This window comes from Pinibacter aurantiacus (assembly GCF_019130065.1).
Taxonomy (GTDB): domain Bacteria; phylum Bacteroidota; class Bacteroidia; order Chitinophagales; family Chitinophagaceae; genus Pinibacter; species Pinibacter aurantiacus.
Genome location: NZ_JAHSPG010000005.1, coordinates 1 through 19283, shown reverse-complemented (window position 1 = coordinate 19283; position 19283 = coordinate 1). Strand labels below are relative to the sequence as shown.

Sequence of the window (19283 nt, the reverse complement as noted above, 5' to 3'; positions counted from 1 at the left end):
ACGAAATCAATCATTCAATAATTAAAAAAGACGCCCTTTCGGGCGTCTCTACTTGATCATGATATATTAAAACTAAAACCAACTTTTATTCCAGGTCACATCGGAGCCGGGAACATTACGTCTTGTACGCCTTGCAACATCTATTGCATGTTTGATCATGGCGTAAAATATCATTAGAATAAATATGAATGTCAGTGGAGGAATACCCATCATAGAAACCCATTTACCACCAAAGTATCTCCGCATCGGGCGTTTCAGCCTTTCTGCTATCAGGTACATGCTTGGTACCATTACGAGGGTCATAAAGAACGCAAATGCCAAACCGAAAATGATGGTCCATGACAATGGTTTCCAGAACGAAGCGTTATCGCCACCAAAGAAAATGCGTGGGTCCAACTCTGAGAACAGCGTTACGAAGTTGATGTTGAAACCAACTGCGAGCGGTATCAGCGCTAGGATCGCGGCCATTGCGGTAAGTAACACCGGAATGATACGTGTTTTACCTGCCTGTACAACGGCCTCTCTTGTTTTCATACCACGCGACCTCAATTCGTCGGCAAATTCAATCACCAGGATACCATTCTTCACCACAATACCTGCCAGACCCACTATACCAATACCCGTCATTACTACCGATACCTGCATTCTGGTAAATGCAAATCCAAGCATTACCCCGATCACACTGAATATGATTTCCGTAAGGATGATCACCGGCTTGCTGATGGAGTTGAATTGCAATACCAGGATTATCAGGATCAGCATCAGCGCCAGCACCAACGCTTTCATCAGGAAGGCACCGGTTTCCGCCTGTTGCTCACCTTCACCGGTTTGTTTAATGGTTACGCCATCTGCTTTGCCTTTAAATTTATCGATGTACTTCGTAATATCTGCATTCACGGCAGTTGGTGTGTAACCTTGCGACGTGAGCACGTTTGAGCGAAGAACGATCATACGTTTCTGGTTCTTACGTTTTACACTACCCAACGTACTTGTATAGTCTATTGTCACGAGCGAGCTGATTGGAACGCTTTTCACGCGACCCGTTGCCATATCACGGAAAACAACGTTCATGTTCAGCAACTCAACAAGATTCTTTCTTTGCACCTCATTGTTCCTAAGCTGGATCTTATATTCTTCTTTTCCTTCTTTAATTTTTGACACTTCTTTACCAAACAATGCGGTTCTCAATTGTCCGCCAACCTGTGCCGAAGACACGCCTTCTATCAGCGCTCTTTCGCGGTTAACCGTAAGCGAAATTTCAGGATTGGTCAGGTCGATGTCCATTTTCAACTCTTCTACACCCGGCACCTGTATGGAGTCAAGATAGTTTTTTAAACCAACGGCTGTTTTAATGAGGTTGTCAAAATCTTCACTCGCTACTTCAATATTTACGGGAGGGTCTGTAGGAGGACCACCTTGTTCCTGATCAACAGATATTTCCGCACCCGGAATACCTTTTAACGCACCGCGAATACTATCAAGATATGGTCTTGAGGAAACGCCATGACGTTTTTCATATTCTACAAACGACACCTGAATTCTTCCCAATTCGCTTCGTGTACTTCTGTCTCCACTGTTAGGATCGCTGGCACCCACGGCAACGTTGGAAATAACACTTTCTACCATTGAGTTCTTTTTTCCATTTTCCATGCCCAACACTTTGTAAACTTTTGTCTCCAGCGTGCGGGTAACGGAGTCTGTATAATCCACAGATGTTCCCACGGGCAATTTCAGGTAAACGAATATCTGGTTAGGATCACTTTGCGGGAAGAATACAACAGGCACATTTCTCCTACCAAAGAATACAAATGAGAAGATAAGCAAAAACACTGTGCTAATCAGCAACCATACGGGTCTCCAACCTTTCAGGGCCCATCTCAGCAATGTTTCATAATGGCTCATTATCCAAGGCAAAGCCTTGTTCTGGAACGAATGTATGATGCTATCCAGGAAGAATTTATTCAGCAAAACGAGTATGGTAATGAACAATAGCAGGTTGCCCCAGAAAGTGTACATATTAATAACCACTTCGTCAGTTGCAGACTTAGCTGCGCTTGGTGCAGACATGCCTACAACATCCAGTATGATACCGAGACCAACCGCAAGCCACAAGCCCGGCTTTTTGAAGATGGCAAATTTTGATTCTTTGGTGCCGTCTTCCGGATGGTTCATGAAGTCAACTGCAAATACAGGGTTCATGATGAAGGCCACAATCAGCGATGCTGTTAAAGTAAATATCAACATCGTTGGCAGGTAGATCATGAATTTACCGATGATACCCGGCCAGAACATCAATGGAACGAATGGTGCCAGTGTGGTTAAAGTACCTGCCAGTACGGGCACGAATACTTCTCCGGCCGCAGCCATCGCAGATTTTTCTGTACTTATCTTTCCTTTATTTTCCATGAAGATGCGGTGCGTGTTTTCAATTACCACGATCGCATCATCTACTATAATACCCAAACCAAACAACAGCGCAAACAACACCATGAAGTTCAACGTTACGTGTGTTCCGATGATCAAATCTGCCGCGGGCAGGAACATGAATGCAAGGAACATACTAAGCGGAACGGACAGTGCCACGAAGAACGCATTCACCACGCCCATGAAGAACATCAGGATTACCAACACCAGTATGAACCCGATTACAATTGAGTTTACCAGGTCATTGAATGATGTTTTTGTTGGCTTGCTGCTATCACCCGTTACAACGATGTTCAAATCTTTCGGAAATGAACCACGCATTTCTTCGACAGTTCTCTTTACATCATCGCTTGTTTCAATGAGGTTTTCACCGGAACGTTTAATGATGTTCAGCGTCACTACGTTCTTGCCATCAAGCCGCGCATAACTTTCTCTTTCTTTAATAGTGTCTTTAATAGTTGCGATATCTTTCAGATAGATCGGCTTGCCTGATTGGTTTCTTACAACAACCTTTTCAATGTCTGCGGCGGTTTTGAACTGTCCCTTTAATTGAAGGTTGCGTTTCATTGTTCCCACATCCAGCAAACCACCGGAGATATCCATGTTTTCTCTTGCTACTGCGCCATCAATATCATCGAAGGTTATTCCTGCGCTGCGCATTTTATAGTTGTCCACATTTATCTGAAACTCTCTTTCAGGTGCACCCACAATGTCCACGCGGTTAATTTGTGACAGCTCTTCCAGCTTATCCTTCATGTCATCTGCGTACTTTTTCAAACGCTGCTGGTTGTAGTCGCCGCTTATGTTTACGTACATGATAGGGAAGTCGCTGAAGTTTACTTCCAGTGCAGTTGGCTCTTCTGTAAGATCTGTTGGCAAATCCTGTTTGGCCTTGTCAACGGCATCTTTTACTTTCTGCAAACCAACTTCCACTTTTACATCTGTTTCAAATTCTACTACAATGGCAGAATAATCCTGCACAGATGTACTGGTGAATTTTTTGATCTTCGCACCGGTGATGCTTTTGATCTGTTTTTCTATTGGCCTTGTTACCAGGTTCTCGATATCTTTTGGCGAGTTACCTACATAAATTGTTTGCACATAAATAGTAGGGATCACGATATCTGGAAACTGCTCTTTAGGCAACGTTACGAACTGAAAAATTCCGATAACGCTCAGGAAGATCATGAGCAGGTATATGGAAGTTTTATTTTTAATACTCCACGTTGTAACGACGAAGTCTTTGAATTTTCCGGAAAAGTTTTCTAATGCACTCATGGTTTATAGTTGTGCGTGTTCAATTTTATTTGTGCCTGTTGCTTAACAATAACTGAATGATTGAATAACTGAATAACTGAACTTCTAATGCTAAGTTGATTTTCTTAATTCAGTCATTCAGTTATTCAGTTTATTCAGTTATTAACTTGTAGTAATCAACTGTCCGTCATACAAGCTTTGGAAGCCCTCTGTGATCAGTTGGTCGCCTTGCTGCAGACCGCCTTTTATTTCTACTTTGTCTCCATAAGTTTGACCGATGGAGATAGGTCTCTTCTTGGCAACCAGTTTTCCTTTGTCTTGCGTAGCTACCAGCACATATTTGCCTTTATCATCAGTCTGCAATGTGTTGATAGGAATGGTGATCACACTTGGTGTTGAGTAATCCTGAATTTGTGCCAGTGCAATTTGGTTTGGGCGCAAGTCTTTGTCGTTTGGTAATTGTACTTCGATGTAGAACGTTCTTGTATCCGGATCGATCAAACGGCCAGCTACATGGACCTTGCCCATAATCACTTTATTATTGACTTCTGGTAAAGTTATTCTAACCGGCGAGCCAACTTTTACATTAGCCTGGTAAGATTCCGGCACCTGCACAACTGCCTTTAACGCGCTTGTGTTTACCAAACGCAACTGGGGCGCAGTTCCTGCCATGCCGGTAAAGGTTTCACCTACTCTTACATTCACTTCATCCATTACTCCGTTCATGTCTGCATAGACATTGGTAAATCCAAGTTGTTCCTGCAATAGTTTAATTTGGTTCTCTACCTGATCAACATTGTTTTTTGCATTGATCAGATCTACCTCTGCACCTATTTTTTGATCCCAAAGATTTTTGCGGCGCTGATAGAGATCTTTTGCAAAAGTTAATTGCGTTTGTGCATTTGCTAATTGTTGCTTTACAACTGCATCATCAAGTTTCAAAAGCAATTGTCCTTTTTTAACCGCGTCTCCTTTTTTTACATACAGCGCTCTTACAACGCCCGGACCGCCACGTGGAGCCACATACGAAATATTATCTGCATCAACTTTACCCTGCAGGTCTACATAGTGCGTAAACGGTACTGGCGCAAGCGCTGTAACGCTTACCAGTTTAGCTTTCTCTGCTTTTACAGAAGAAGGATCAAGCTTTGCTATGTCAGCTTCAAGAGATGTTATTTTTTTATTCAATGCCTCCTGGTCCTGTTTCAGTTTTGCCAGTTCTTCTTTTTTGATATCTACAGGTTTTTTAGAAGTATCGCTGCTTCCGCACGAAACCATTAATGTAGTGCCAAGAGCAATTAGTGTTATGTTGAGAATGCGTTGCATAATATGTTGTTTTTAGCAGAGACAAGGCTGTGCCTTGTCTGTACAGTGTTGAAAATTTTTTTAAGGTAGTTTGCCTGTAGCTTTCACATAGTCGATCTTAGCAATTACGGCATCGTATAAACTGCTTGTGTAGTTGCTTTGGGCGGTAATCAAATCTGCCTGTGCATTGGTAATTTCAAGATTTGAAGACAACCCCATTTCATATTTCTTCTTTGTTTGATTGTACACTTGCTCAGCCAGGTCCATGTTTTTCTTTTGATAATCCAGTGTTATGATGGCAGCTTTGAAATTGTTCTGCGACACGGCAACATCGTTATCAATTGAAAGTTTCAGGTTGTCCATTTGATTGTTTGTTTGCTCAAGCTGCAACTTTGCTTTCTGAATGTTGGCTGCTTTTGCGAAACCATCAAATATTGGTACAGATATATTCAATCCTATGTTCCAGCCTGTGTACCAATCTCCTTTTTTGAAAATATTAAACTGATCTCTGTAAGCGTTTTTTGAGAAGGTGCTCGAAAAATTGGCTGTTGGAAAATAGGAATATTTATATCTTTTAATGTTGTATTCGTTCAATTCCTTTGCCAGTTCAAGTACCTGGTATTCTTTCCTGTCTTCGTATTTGTAATCACCTCCTTCCAAAACGCCGCTTCTCAGTTTTTCATCTGTAAGATCATCTGTAAGAATTATGCTATCTCTGATTGGCATCCCCATCAAAAATTTAAGCCCGGTGTAGCCGTTATCAATTGTTCGTTCAACTTTTAATTTTTGCGTTTGAAGGTTTGCGAGTTGAACTGTGGCTTTATCAACATCCAGTCTTTCAACAAAACCGTTGTCATACATAGCTTTTGAATCACTTAGGAATTTTGCCGTTCTTTCTATGTTGGCATCTATTTGCGCAACTTGTGTCCTGCTTACTATTAACTGATAATAGATTTTGTAGATGTTGACTTTAATATTTTCAGTTGTTACCTCAGCGTATTTTGTTTCGTAGTCCAATGCCGCCTGCCTTGCCTGTAATCCAACAAATACCTGGCCATCAAATAAAATTTGGTTGAGCGTGGCACTTGCAGTAGCCGACCATTTGGTACCAAACGCAGCCTGAATATATCCATAGTCAGCCGGCGCAACAATTGCGTCGCCGGAACCATTTTTAACGCCTTCCGATGTTAATACTCCATAGGTTCCCATTGCAATAAAATTGGGAAAGACCTGCACTGGAACGTTCGGGAAATAAGTGGTTCCCAATGATCCGTTCAATTGCGGATATGCGGCCGCTGTAATTTGTCTGTTCGTCTGTTCCTGAATCTTGTAATCAAGCAACGCATTCTTTACCTGCGCGTTGTTTTTTGTGGCATAATCTATCGCTTCCTTCGCGGAAAAGCTGTGTATCTGCCGTGGTTGCGTCGGCTGCTGGGCCATTGCACCGACACACAACATCAACATCATAGCTGCGATAAGGTTGAATTTTCTAACTTCCCTCATGGTGTTGTTTTTTACGGTCAATTAAATATTTCTCTATCTGTTTATATCCTTTTGGAGTACTTAAGCCAAATAAAAAGTGCACCATCAGCTCCATGTGTACATCTGCCGGCGAGTGCTTTTCTGGCGAAAATGTGTTGGGGTTAAATGAAAAGTAAACCGACTCTACTCTGAACTTCGAAAGAATCTCAATGTTGATCTCCGGTCTGTACAATCCCTCTTGTATGCCACGGTTTAAATTATCCTCAATGCCTTTGTACAAAAACTCATCTTTGAACGTTTGAAATTTCCTGAAAGCTTCATAGTGAAATTTGTGCAGATCAAAAACCATTGCAGGGTGCATGTCCCGTAAATGCGCAATCACCCGGTCCATTGCAAGAAACACTTCATGCACCGCATTCTCAGCATCCAGTTTACACGACAGGCAATCCTGTTCAGATGATTCGAGATGGTCTTTTACCACTTCGCTTACAATATCATCTTTGTCGGTAAAGGATTGATAGATGGTTTTTTTTGAAATACCGAGTTGCGTAGCAATCTCATCCATAGTCACGGAGCGGATACCGTAGCGCTTAAAAAGCTCGTTGGCTTTTGACTTAATCCGATCTTTCATTTCCATATTCCAATAAATTCTGAAGGCAAAACTATGGAAACTTTTCGTGTAACAAAAGTTTCCATAAACTTTTTTTACCATTCATAATATTTTCATGGAAATGAAGTTGTCTTGATTGAATCGTTTGAACATCAAAGGCTTAACGCTTAATGCCGAACGCTCAACGCAGCCTTCAGTGCAATTTTAAGCATTCAGCAACCAGCGTTAAGCGTTCGGCATTACGCGTTTTGCGTTGGGCATTACGCGTTAAGCAACTTCAGAAACAACCACACAAATGGCGTCGCCACAAGGAGCGAATCGAAGCGATCCAGAAAGCCTCCATGACCGGGCATAATGCTGCCGCTGTCTTTTACATTGGCCATGCGTTTCAGTTTGCTTTCCAGCAAATCGCCTAGCGTACCCATAATAGCCGCAATGGAAGAAATGCCGATGAGTTGTACTGTAGAAGAAGCACCAACTGCTCTTCCCACAAGCGTCACCGTTATGACGGCCAACAACATTCCACCAATCGTTCCTTCCCATGTTTTCTTAGGAGAAATTTTAGAGAACGGCGTTTTGCCAATCAGTGAGCCAACGATGTATGCCATGGTATCATTTATCCAGATGGAGCAAATAATGATCAGCGGTGTGATCCACTGCAGATCAAATTTCAAGGGATTTCTGATATCTATCATTGCGGCAAGGCTTAACGATATATACAGCAACCCGAGAAATGAATAACCAATATTTTTTAAGTTGATATTCTTTGTAAACAACAATTCAGAAATGGGCAGAATAAAAAGTGCGATCAAACCAACCCACCAGCCAATAGCATGTAAACTGAATCCGCCGATATGAAAATATTCATTGGTGGCGAATAACATAAGGCACCATCCGGCAATAATAGTTGCGTACTTATGGAAAGGATTAATGTTTTTGTATTCCCCATCGATCAATTCAATAAGCTTTTGATATTCTATCCAGCAGCCAAAATGTATAATGGAAAATAATATAAAGAAACTCCAGTAGTTCCATAGAAGGCCGGTAAGCATTACGGCTACAAATAGTACTGCTGTAAGTGTGCGGGTTTTAAAGGTTTGCCAGTTAAATGCCATTGTTTGTTATTTGTGCGAATCGGGTATTGAATCTGGGTTTCTGTTATGCGAATTAATAATTAATAATTAGCAATTAATATGGAGTCTCTATAAAACTTTAATTTCTCCTTTTAGGGCGGCTGGAAAACCAGCTTTTTGCAATATCGGCGACCCTATTAATTCTTAATTCTTAATTATTAATTATTAATTATTAATTATTAATTTCTATCAATCGGTTCTATTGTAAAATCGTCATTATCGTACACCTCACCATAATGCGTATGCGAAATTCGTTTCATCCAAATGAGAATTAAAACTATGGACAAACAGCTTACCGCCACCAGCCACACATTGAAATGAGTATCTTCTACCATTGTTTGCGGATAAAAATACAATACCAGGATCTGCATGGCATTGTTTAAAAAGTGCATCAGTATTCCCGGCCAAAGACTGCCGCTGTACCAATACAAAGCGCCTAACAAGGCTCCCAAAACAAGTCGAACCAGGAATCCTGAAAACTCCATGTGGGCAGCAGAAAAAACAAATGCTGTAACAAGAATACCAATTACCGGACTTTTAAATAGCCTTATGAAAATTCTTTGCAGGGCGCCTCTGAAAAAAATCTCTTCCATTATCGCTGGTATCACTCCAAATACAATAATGTTTAGAAAAAGATCTTTCGCTGAAGGCATAACCAGCATTTTCGTCATCATTTGCTTGTTCAGGTCATCAAATTTTTTAAACGTTTCCTGTAAACCTGAAGGAAGATGAACTTGCTTGTTAATGATGGCAAACCAGCTGAGCGCCGGGAGGGAAGTGAGCAGTATTATTACACCGATGGATAAAAATATCTGAGGCGCAGGCTGTTTAAACCCCAGGAACTTAAACGGGTGATGATCAGACATGTAGCTGAACAAAAAGCCTGACATGCCAAAAACAAAAATCGAACTGACCGCCAGGTTCAATTTTGAAGCAGTCACGGCAGCAGGACTGGTTGGGTTCATCAATTCATTCACGGAGACATGGTATGCTCCCGCAATAGAATAGCCTGCCGCAGAGCCCAAAACGCCACTTGTAAGGAAGAAAAGAGCCCCTAAAACTATAAACTGAAGCCAAACGGGCTTGTATTTTAAGTAAGTGTTCATAAATGGTTCGGTAAAATGCTTGTAAATTTGCAGCTCAAAATTAGTTTTCCGCTGGCAGATAGCCGTATTTATAATTAATAATTAATAATGAATAATTAATACGGTGGCCTGCTTAGCAAAAGCAAGTTACGGGTTTGTTCAAAAATCCCAGGGCTACATCCCATAACGAGTGTTGACCTATTAATTATTAATTGTTAAGTATTAATTAGTTATGAGGCGACTAACATTATTCGTTAACCTGCTTTTCCGGAAAACGCCCAAAAATTATGGTTACAATCGGCAACTTACAACTTCCTGATTTTCCTTTGCTACTTGCTCCAATGGAGGACGTAAGCGATCCCCCTTTCCGTGCAGTGTGTAAAGACAACGGCGCCGATCTTATGTATACCGAATTCATCAGCAGTGAGGGATTGATTCGTGATGCTATTAAGAGCCGCCGTAAGCTGGATATATTTGATTATGAGCGCCCTGTGGGCATTCAGATATTTGGCGGAGATGAGGAAAGCCTTTCTCTTGCGGCTAAAATTGTGGACGTTACCAACCCGGACTTGCTGGATATAAACTTTGGATGTCCCGTGAAAAAGGTTGCCATGAAGGGCGCCGGAGCCGGTGTTTTAAAAGATATCGACCTCATGGTGCGGCTGACAGATGCTGTGGTAAAGAGCACCAAACTACCGGTTACGGTGAAAACGCGCCTGGGCTGGGATGACAACACCAGAAACATTGAGGAAGTAGCGGAACGCCTGCAAGATGTTGGTATCAAAGCACTTGCGATACACGGAAGAACGCGTACGCAAATGTACAAGGGTGAAGCAGACTGGACGCTGATCGGAAAAGTGAAAAACAACCCTCGCATTAATATTCCCATCTTTGGCAACGGCGATATTGATTCACCGGAAAAAGCAGTTGAGTACCAAAATCGTTACGGCGTTGATGGCATCATGATCGGTCGTGCGGCAATTGGTTATCCATGGATCTTTAATGAAATAAAACATTTTGCAGAAACAGGCACTCATTTGGCTCCGCCAACTGTGGAAGAAAGAGTAGCGGTTTGTAAAAAACATTTGCACAAATCTGTCGAATGGAAGGGGCCAGTTGTAGGTATTTTCGAAATGCGCCGTCATTACGCGAACTACCTGAAAGGTTTACCAAACATTAAAGAGTTCAGAGGAAAATTGGTTACGCTAACCACAGAAGCGGAAATTAATGAAGTGCTGGATGCAGTTACTTCCTACTATACCGGTTTCGAATTTCCTAAAACAGAAATAGAACTGATCAACTATCATGAAAAATGTCCGATTGATTAGTTTGAAATAAAAAATCAAAAGTAAAAAGTAAAAATGTTGTAATGCAGCGCTGTATGCATTTATCGAGCAAATCGGCATTTGACGCTTTTGAATTTTTCCTTTCTACTTTTGACTTAACAGTCTTGTATCTCTATAAAAACTAAAATATATCTATGAAAATTTGGGCTCTGGCCATTCCCGCAATGGCACTATTCAGTTCTTGCGAAACTTTGCAATTACCACAAACTTCAACGGGTACGGGTACAACAACTACAAAGTCATCAGGGGTAGTTACAGAAAACGATGCGGCCCAGGGTATTCGCGAAGCTTTGACACAAGGCATTACTAAAGCCGTTTCAACCCTCAACGTGACTAACGGATTTTTGGGTAGCCAGGCTTACAAAGTACTACTACCTCCTGATGCAGTTAAAGTTGAAAACACATTGCGCACTCTCGGTATGGGCGCACAGGTAGACAAAGCTATTACTCAAATTAACCGTGCAGCAGAAGACGCGGTAGGTCAGGCAACACCCATTTTCGTTAATGCAATCAAACAAATGAGCATTATCGATGCATTAAACATTGTGAAAGGTGGAAACAATTCCGTGACCAATTATTTTAAAAACAAAACAAACACGCAGTTACTTGCGGCTTTTGCTCCTTCCATAAAACAATCACTGGATAAAGTAAACGCCACGAAATACTATTCAGACATCGTAAATATTTACAACAAGCTTCCGACAACTGTTCAAAAGATAAATCCTGACTTGCAAAACTATGTGGCAGGAAAAGCAACGGATGCGTTGTTTGATCAGATCGCCAAAGAAGAAGTTGCCATCAGAACAGATCCGATGGGTCAGGCTTCTGCTATTTTGCAAAAGGTCTTCGGGAAGTAGTGAGCACAATGATGACGCTGATTTAGCAGATTTGCACTGATTTTTTTCTTCAATCTTCGAACGATATTATAAAAGCAGAAGGTTCCGATTGTTCGGAACCTTTTGCTTTTATTTTTTTAATAGTTAATCGCCGGAGGCGATAGAATAATACTTCAAAGCTGGAAGCTTTGAAGAGCACTGCACAATTCCTTGTCAAGCTGATGTTCTGCGAAGCTTGCAGCCTCGCAGTTTTATTCTGTTGACCGCTCTGCAAGGCTTCCAGCCTCGCAGTTTTATTCTGTTGCCTCTGGCAACAACAAACTAGCAAAAAAGCAAAAGGGTCCAATTTCTTGAACCCTTTTGACTTTTATTTTTGCCTTTTTACTTCTTCTCTCCGCCTTCTTGTGGAGGCTGCTGAGGAGGTCGGTTTGGTCTTTTTTGATGATGCTGCCTGTTGTGCTGGGGAGGTCTTTGCTGCGGGTTTTCCTTCTGCGGCTGTTGTCCCTGTCCCTGCGGCGGCCTTTGCTGAGGGCCTCCTCCTTGCTGTTGTTGTGCCGGTCTTTGACCCTGACCTGGTTGCTGAGGTCTCGGCTGCTGCGGCGGCCTGTTTTGTTGTTGCGGCTGTTGCGGCTTGCCTTGTTGCTGCTGAGGTTTGGCGCCTACGTTTCTTTGCTGAGGACTGTTTCCTGGCTGACCTTGCGGCTGCTGCTGGCGCTCGTTTCTGCTCTTGTTATGGTGTTGGGAAGAATGTTTTTTCTTCCTGTCATTTTTATCAAGGCTTTGTAAGCTGATCTGACCAACTACATCTACAAACTCAGGTTCTACTTCCTTCACTTTGGTGCTGGTAACTTCAACTACCTCCAACTCATCTGGCACAATGCCCTGCATATTCAGAGATCGTATTTTCTTAACCCTGTCAATAGCTACCGGATATTGCTTTGTACTGTCGGGCAATACATACCACATCAGGTTTTTGAAAATGTCTTTCTTAATCAGGATCGCATTTCCTCTTCCCACTTGTAATGTATCTGCATTTTCAGGGAAATGCTGCAATGCATCAAGATATGTATCCAGTTCGTAGTTCAAGCAGCATTTCAAGCGTCCGCACTGGCCGCTGAGTTTTGTCTGGTTGATAGAAAGATTCTGGTAACGTGCCGCCGTAGTATTTACGCTCTTAAAATCTGTGAGCCATGTGCTACAGCAAAGTTCGCGACCGCAACTTCCTACGCCACCTACTTTTGCCGCTTCCTGGCGGGCACCGATCTGGCGCATTTCCACCTTTACTTTGAATTCGCTGGCGTATACTTTGATCAGTTCACGGAAGTCAACGCGATCATCTGCTATGTAAAAGAAAGTTGCTTTTCTGCCATCGGCCTGCATTTCCACCTGGGAAATTTTCATGTTCAGCTTTAGCTGTTTTGCAATGGCTCTTGAACGAATAACCGCTTCCGGTTCTCTTGCTTTATTTACGTCTCTTACTTCAATATCCCTGTCAGAAGCGCGGCGAAGAATTTTCTTCATATCGGAGTCAAACTCGTTCACGCCTCTTTTTTTCATTTGCAGGCGCACCAGTTCTCCCGTCATTGAAATTTCTCCTACATCAAATCCGCTCACTCCTTCAACGGTTACATTTTCACCTTTTTCAAAGTGCTGTAAAGTTGTATTTCTAAAAAAGTCTTTCCGGCTTCCATTATTAAAGCTGATCTCGACCACTTTGCAAGCGCTTTCAACATCTGCAAAGGGGAGATTGGCAAGCCAGTCGTGCACATTCATCCGGTTACAACCGCCTGAGCTGCATCCGCCATTGCTTTTGCAACCGTTCGGTTTTCCGGTACCGCAACTACCACATCCCATGTATATATAGGTTTACGAGTATTAAAAAATTTATTTCAAATCCGGCAAATCAATCAATAATGTATTTTACCAGGACATATTTCACAAATATAGGTCAAATAAGATTGCAAGTTGCCGGTATATCAGGTCGCCAGCGGCCAGTAAGCGGATGCCGGTGTTTAATGCCAAATATTCTTCATAAAATAAGGACAGGCTTTACTTCTGACCTCCATTTTCAATTTTCAACTTTCCCCGCCTGAATGACTTTAGTCGGGCAGGAATTTTCAATTAGGCGTTGCGGCATGTGCCACAGGGCGAATGCGATTCGCCCCTACTTAACCTTTTCTTAATCACTGCATAATATAGGGGTAATATGTTATAAGGAATTTTGGAAAACCCAAAGTCATGGAAAAGCGTTCTGTAGATGTTGCTGTGTTGTCTGACCTTCATTTAGGTACTTATGGCTGCCACGCCAAAGAGATCCTCAATTACCTCAAAAGCATCTCTCCACAAATCCTCATCTTAAACGGCGACGTGATTGACGGCTGGCAATTCAGCAAAAGATATTTTCCTGCTGCGCACATGGGTGTTATCAAAGAAATCATGAGTTTGCTAAGCAAAGGCACACGGGTAATCTACATTACCGGCAACCATGATGAAATGCTCCGCCGCTACAGCGACATTCAACTCGGCAATTTCCAGCTTACAGACAAGGTAGTTATCGAGATCAACAATAAAATGACCTGGATCTTCCACGGGGATGTATTTGACAATACCACCAAAGGGAGCGCCAAAATATTGGCAAAATTGGGCAGCAGCGGCTACGGTTTGCTAATTCTGCTGAACAAGTTTGTAAACCGCTGCCTGAAACTGATGGGCCGTGAGCGCGTCTCTTTTTCCAAAAAAGTAATGGAAGAGGTGAACAAGGCCGTTACCAAGATCAATGATTTTGAGCAAACGGCAGCGGAACTCGCCATCGAAAAGAAATACGACTATGTGATCTGCGGGCATATTCACCAGCCACAAAAAAGAATCATTGAAACCAAGGATGGCAGTGTGATGTACCTCAACTCGGGCGACTGGGTAGAAAATCTTACTTCCCTGGAATATTATGGCAATGACTGGCACATCTACGAATACGATCACGCCAAGTTTGAAAATACCAAACACGAACACGCAGAACCTACTTTGAATGTGGTTACGGACGACATTCACTTTTACATAAACTCATTAGCTATTTAAAACCCCTTCCATGAAAATTTTATACGCAGTACAGGCAACAGGCAACGGCCACATCAGCAGAGCCACACAATTACTTCCTTACATGGAAAAGTATGGCGAGGTGGACGTGTTCCTGAGTGGCAGCAACTGCGACCTTGCTACTGATCTTCCGGTAAAATACCGTAGCAAGGGAATGAGTTTCTTCTACAACAAAAATGGTGGTCTTGATTATTTGAAAACTGCCGGGCATGTTACAACCGGTTTAAAACGCATCATTTCAGAAGTGCGTTCTCTCCCCGTTGAAAAGTATGATGTGGTGATCAACGACTTTGAAAGCATTACATCTTTATCGTGTGCGTCTAAAAAAGTTGCCTCTGTTAATTTTGGTCACCAGGCTTCTTTTCAATCTTCCTTTGTTCCGCGTCCAGCCAATAAAGAATTTGTGGGCGAAACTGTTTTGAAGAATTATGCACGTGCTTCGCAATACATCGGCTTACACTTCAAAAGATATGATGACTTTATTTTTGAACCTGTTGTTAAAAAAGAAATTCTGGAGGCAAGTCCTGTAAATAATGGGCATATCACGGTTTACTTATCAGCTTATCATGATGAAGTGCTGATAAAATATTTCCGCCAGGTTCCTCATGTTCATTTCCATGTGTTTTCGAAACAAGTGAAACAAAAAATAGTTCAGGATAATGTCACTTTTATTCCCGTACAGCAAGCGGCCTTCAACGAAAGCATGATCCATTCAATGGGAGTCATTACCGGCGCGGGTTTCGAGACTCCTGCCGAGGTTATGCATTTGCAAAAGAAATTGATGGTAATTCCTATCAAAGGACAATATGAGCAATACTGTAATGCAGCGGCACTTGAAGAGTTTGGTGTAAAAGTTCTACAAACAATAGACGAAACCTTCGTTGCGCACGTCAACCAATGGCTTGAATCTTACACTTACGAGCCCGTTAGCTACACAAATGTAATTCCGGAAGTATTGCAGCATTTATTTGAAAGCTATTCGCCGGAGAAACATTTGGCGTTGAACGTGTTACCCGATTTCAGGCAGGTTTTGGCCAGGCTGGGCTTAATAAACATCAGCTTCGATTAATATTGGTAGGGTTTTTGGCTATTTGATATTTACTATTTTTGTGAAAGGTAATAAAAATCATTAGCTATGAAGTTTGACAAAATAAAGAATAAAGGACAGGCACGGTTGTTTGAAAGTCAATACCTGGAAATGCTTACCAAAACACACCCTTTGGTGATTTGGGGCATGTACATTCCGATTATCGGTTTCTTATTATATCACGCTCACACAAAACTTGGTTTCGATATAACAACAGTGCTTTTGATATTTTTTGGCGGCTTGTTTTTCTGGACATTTTTTGAATATCTCGCTCACCGTTTTTTATTTCACTTTGTAACTGAAAATCCAAAAACACAACGCATCGTTTATGTAATGCACGGCAACCACCACGAATATCCAAGAGATAAAGAGCGTTTGTTTATGCCGCCGGTTCCAAGTTTGATTTTAGCTTCTATTATTTTTTCTCTTCAATACTTAGTTCTGCGCGGTTACACATTTATGTTCTTCCCTGGTTTTATGCTGGGCTATCTTTTGTATGGCTCTATGCACTATGCTATTCACGCGTGGAACCCACCATTCAAATGGATGAAGCCATTGTGGAGAAACCATCACCTGCATCATTACAAAAATGATCACATGGGCTACGGAGTTAGTTCTACTATTTGGGACCGCGTGTTTGGAACCATGTTCGATCTTAACAAAGAAAAAGAAGACAAAGAGAAGGTGAAGGATTTGATGTTTAAATAAGTTGAGAATGGAGAAGTGAGAGTTGAGAGTTAACTACGGAATTATTTCTTCAAATATTCCAAACAGCCTGTAGAAAATATCTGCAGGCTGTTTGGTTTTTTAGAGCCACAACTCTCAACTCTCCATTCTCAACTCTCAACTAGATTTCGTTATTTTGGTTTCAAATAAAACGATTGTAAATGCAACACTCTAAAATAGCCGGAATAGGAATGTATGTTCCGAAGAACGTTTACACGAATACAGATCTTACGACCTACATGGACACCAGTGATGAGTGGATACAGGAACGCACGGGCATTAAAGAGCGCCGCTATGCGGATCGTACGGGTGAAACAACCACTACGATGGGTGTTGAAGCAGCAAAGATCGCCATTGAAAGAGCAGGCATTACTCCACAGGATATAGATTTCATTGTATTTGCAACACTTAGTCCGGACTACTATTTTCCCGGTTGCGGTGTGCTTGTGCAAAGAGCCATGAAAATGAAAGAGATTGGTGCGCTCGATGTACGCAACCAGTGCAGTGGTTTTATTTATGCATTGAGTGTGGCGGACCAATTTATTAAAACAGGTATGTATAAAAACATTCTTGTTATTGGCAGTGAAAAGCATTCTTTTGGAATGGACTTTAGCACGAGAGGTAGAAATGTAAGTGTAATATTCGGCGATGGCGCGGGAGCTGTTGTATTGCAACCTACGTCAAAAGAAGGACATGGGATTTTGAGCACGCATTTACATAGCGATGGCGGAGACGCAGAACTTTTGGCAATGTTCAATCCGGGTACGCATGCCAATCATTGGCTGGATAAAAAGCTCGCAGACTACGACGAAGCGGCTATCGGAGAAACATTCATGAGCCATCAAATGATTGACAACGGTCAGAATTTTGCTTACATGGACGGGCCGGCAGTTTTCAAAAAGGCAGTGGTGAAATTTCCTGAAGTAATTGGCGAAGCGCTTGCGGCAAATAACTTGAAACCTTCTGATATAGACATGCTGGTTCCTCACCAGGCAAATTTGCGCATCGCACAGTTTGTGCAGCAAACGTTGAAACTGAGCGATGACAAGGTGTACAACAACATTCAAAAATATGGCAACACTACCGCGGCCTCAATTCCTATCGCCTTGTGCGAGGCATGGGAAGCGGGCAAAGTAAAAGACGGCGACCTCGTGTGCCTTGCTGCTTTCGGTAGCGGGTTTACGTGGGCCAGCGCGCTGGTGCGGTGGTAGGACAAAGAACGCAGATTTTCATGATTGTCATGATTTACTATGATTTGAAATTAGAGATTTGAATTTCATGGCAGTATTCTCGTGTAACATCGGATCTCAAATCAAAAAATCATGATTATCATGATCATCGTGAAAATCTGCGTTCCGTTCTCTATTTTTATCCAACCTAACTTAATCAACATGAGAAAACTATTCTTTTTCCTGGTTCTTCTTTTCATTTCCTCACATACTTTCTCACAAACCATTATTCAAAAGGATCCGCAGATTGAAAACATGTTAAAAGATGTTTCCGCGGACTCGTTGAAATCATATATTTCGAGGCTGGTCAATTTTGGAACGAGAAACACGCTCAGTACACAAACCAATTCTCAAAGGGGCATCGGCGCTGCAAGGCAATGGGTGCTTAGTCGCTTCAATGAATTCTCGAAACAATCAGGTGGAAGAATGAGCGCATTCATTGACACCACCAGATTACAAAAGGATGGTCGCAGGGTTGACACGACTATTTTATTGGGCAATGTTGTAGCAACACTAAAGGGAACTGATCCAAATGACGATCGCATTTTTATCATCAGCGGTCATTTGGACAATATGCGCACCGATGTAATGGATCGTACCGGAGATGCACCCGGAGCAAATGATGATGGCAGTGGCACCGCTGCGGTGATGGAATGTGCGAGGGTAATGAGTAAACATTCTTTTCCTGCAACAATAATTTTTGTTGCTGTAAGTGGCGAAGAACAAGGATTGTTGGGATCAACATTTATGGCGCAAAAGGCGAGAAAGGAAAACTGGAACATTGAAGCGGTACTGAATAATGACATTATGGGCAGCAACAACAGCAGTGAAACAAATATTACCGATAACACAAAGGTTCGTGTATTTAGTGAGGCATTTGAAGTAGCAGACACAGGAAAGGCTGCATTAAACATTCGCAATCTCGGTTTGGAAAATGACGGCAAGGCAAGGCAACTGGCGAGATACGTAAAGGAAACGGGCGAACGTTATGTTGATAATCTACAGGTGGTCATGATCTATCGCAATGATCGTTTCTTAAGAGGTGGCGATCATTTGCCCTACGTACTACAGGGCTATGCCGCAGTGCGCATCACAGAGATGAATGAAAACTATTACCATCAACACCAGGACGTAAGAGTGCAAAACGGTATTCAATACGGCGATCTTCTGCAATTCATGGATTTTGAATACCTGAGAAAAAACACCTGCATGAACCTGTGTAACCTGGCCAACCTTGCTAAGTCGCCGTCTATGCCGCAGGAAGTAAAAATAGAAGTAAAGAAACTTACCAACTATACAAACCTTTCATGGAAGGCTCCAAAGACAGGAAAAGTTAAAGGCTATTATATTTTGATGAGAGAGACGACAAGCGCTTTCTGGCAAAAGAAAATTTTTACAACTGATTTGAAAGTGGATCTGCCTTATTCAAAAGACAATTATTTCTTTGCCGTTCAATCCATAAGCGAAGATGGTAATGAAGGGCTGCCTGTGGTACCGGTTCCTGCGGGACGATAAGAGAAGGGACGCCCGCCTGAATGACTTTAGTCGGGCAGGCAGATTTTCATGATTGTCATGATTTATTATGATTTGAAATCTAATGTTGTTCAATTAAGAACTGTTTCGCAATCACCATTCCTGTTTAATAAGGCTTCGACAAGCTCAGCCTGACA

At 42.1% G+C, this 19283-nt stretch carries 14 protein-coding genes; 7 read left to right on the top strand and 7 right to left on the bottom strand.

What is annotated here, in order from left to right; translation table 11 throughout:
* Nucleotides 1–72 precede the first annotated feature (72 nt).
* The 6 genes from KTO63_RS09550 to KTO63_RS09525 all read right to left on the bottom strand — a co-directional run bounded on the left by KTO63_RS09550 (nt 73) and on the right by KTO63_RS09525 (nt 9317).
* Nucleotides 73–3702, bottom strand: a complete 3630-nt coding sequence (locus KTO63_RS09550) for an efflux RND transporter permease subunit (protein ID WP_217791036.1) — start codon at nt 3700–3702, stop codon at nt 73–75.
* A 141-nt stretch (nt 3703–3843) separates the two neighbouring features.
* Entirely contained in the window at nt 3844–5007 is a 1164-nt protein-coding gene (locus tag KTO63_RS09545; RefSeq protein WP_217791035.1) for an efflux RND transporter periplasmic adaptor subunit, read from the bottom strand.
* Between the two features lie 60 nt (nt 5008–5067).
* Complete coding sequence (locus KTO63_RS09540; protein WP_217791034.1) at nt 5068–6489, bottom strand: TolC family protein; 1422 nt, start codon at nt 6487–6489, stop codon at nt 5068–5070.
* The gene (locus KTO63_RS09535) at nt 6476–7099 is read right to left on the bottom strand and encodes a TetR/AcrR family transcriptional regulator (RefSeq protein ID WP_217791033.1); all 624 of its coding nucleotides are present in this window, start codon (nt 7097–7099) and stop codon (nt 6476–6478) included. The genes KTO63_RS09540 and KTO63_RS09535 overlap by 14 nt, the downstream gene beginning before the upstream one ends.
* Nucleotides 7100–7338: 239 nt before the next feature.
* On the bottom strand, nt 7339–8193 hold the full coding sequence (locus KTO63_RS09530; protein WP_217791032.1) for a phosphatidate cytidylyltransferase: 855 nt from the start codon (nt 8191–8193) through the stop codon (nt 7339–7341).
* 197 nt (nt 8194–8390) lie between these two features.
* Entirely contained in the window at nt 8391–9317 is a 927-nt protein-coding gene (locus tag KTO63_RS09525) for a CPBP family intramembrane glutamic endopeptidase (RefSeq protein ID WP_217791031.1), read from the bottom strand.
* 266 nt (nt 9318–9583) lie between these two features.
* Here KTO63_RS09525 and dusB point away from each other — a divergent pair, with 266 nt between their 5' ends.
* Together dusB and KTO63_RS09515 are read left to right on the top strand one after the other, a co-directional pair.
* On the top strand, nt 9584–10624 hold the full coding sequence (dusB, locus tag KTO63_RS09520) for a tRNA dihydrouridine synthase DusB (RefSeq protein WP_217791030.1): 1041 nt from the start codon (nt 9584–9586) through the stop codon (nt 10622–10624).
* Nucleotides 10625–10776: 152 nt separating this feature from the next.
* Nucleotides 10777–11499 carry a DUF4197 domain-containing protein gene (locus KTO63_RS09515; protein ID WP_217791029.1) on the top strand — a complete coding sequence of 241 codons (723 nt, stop codon included), beginning with the start codon at nt 10777–10779 and terminating at the stop codon, nt 11497–11499.
* Between the two features lie 360 nt (nt 11500–11859).
* On the opposite strand, the gene KTO63_RS09510 is transcribed toward KTO63_RS09515, so the two are convergent.
* Entirely contained in the window at nt 11860–13332 is a 1473-nt protein-coding gene (locus tag KTO63_RS09510) for a PSP1 domain-containing protein (RefSeq protein ID WP_217791028.1), read from the bottom strand.
* Nucleotides 13333–13716: 384 nt separating this feature from the next.
* On the opposite strand from KTO63_RS09510, the gene KTO63_RS09505 reads away from it, so the two are divergent.
* The 5 genes from KTO63_RS09505 (at nt 13717) to KTO63_RS09485 (ending at nt 19128) form a co-directional block, all read left to right on the top strand.
* Nucleotides 13717–14553 (top strand): UDP-2,3-diacylglucosamine diphosphatase, encoded by an 837-nt coding sequence (locus tag KTO63_RS09505; protein ID WP_217791027.1) that lies wholly within the window; start codon nt 13717–13719, stop codon nt 14551–14553.
* Between the two features lie 10 nt (nt 14554–14563).
* Nucleotides 14564–15640: a glycosyltransferase family protein gene (locus KTO63_RS09500; RefSeq protein ID WP_217791026.1), complete on the top strand. Its 1077-nt coding sequence runs from the start codon at nt 14564–14566 to the stop codon at nt 15638–15640.
* Between the two features lie 66 nt (nt 15641–15706).
* Entirely contained in the window at nt 15707–16366 is a 660-nt protein-coding gene (locus KTO63_RS09495; RefSeq protein WP_217791025.1) for a sterol desaturase family protein, read from the top strand.
* Between the two features lie 179 nt (nt 16367–16545).
* Nucleotides 16546–17595, top strand: coding sequence for a 3-oxoacyl-ACP synthase III family protein (locus tag KTO63_RS09490; protein WP_217791024.1), 1050 nt, complete (start codon nt 16546–16548; stop codon nt 17593–17595).
* Nucleotides 17596–17775: 180 nt separating this feature from the next.
* Nucleotides 17776–19128 (top strand): M28 family metallopeptidase, encoded by a 1353-nt coding sequence (locus KTO63_RS09485; protein WP_217791023.1) that lies wholly within the window; start codon nt 17776–17778, stop codon nt 19126–19128.
* The last annotated feature ends 155 nt before the right edge of the window (nt 19129–19283 follow it).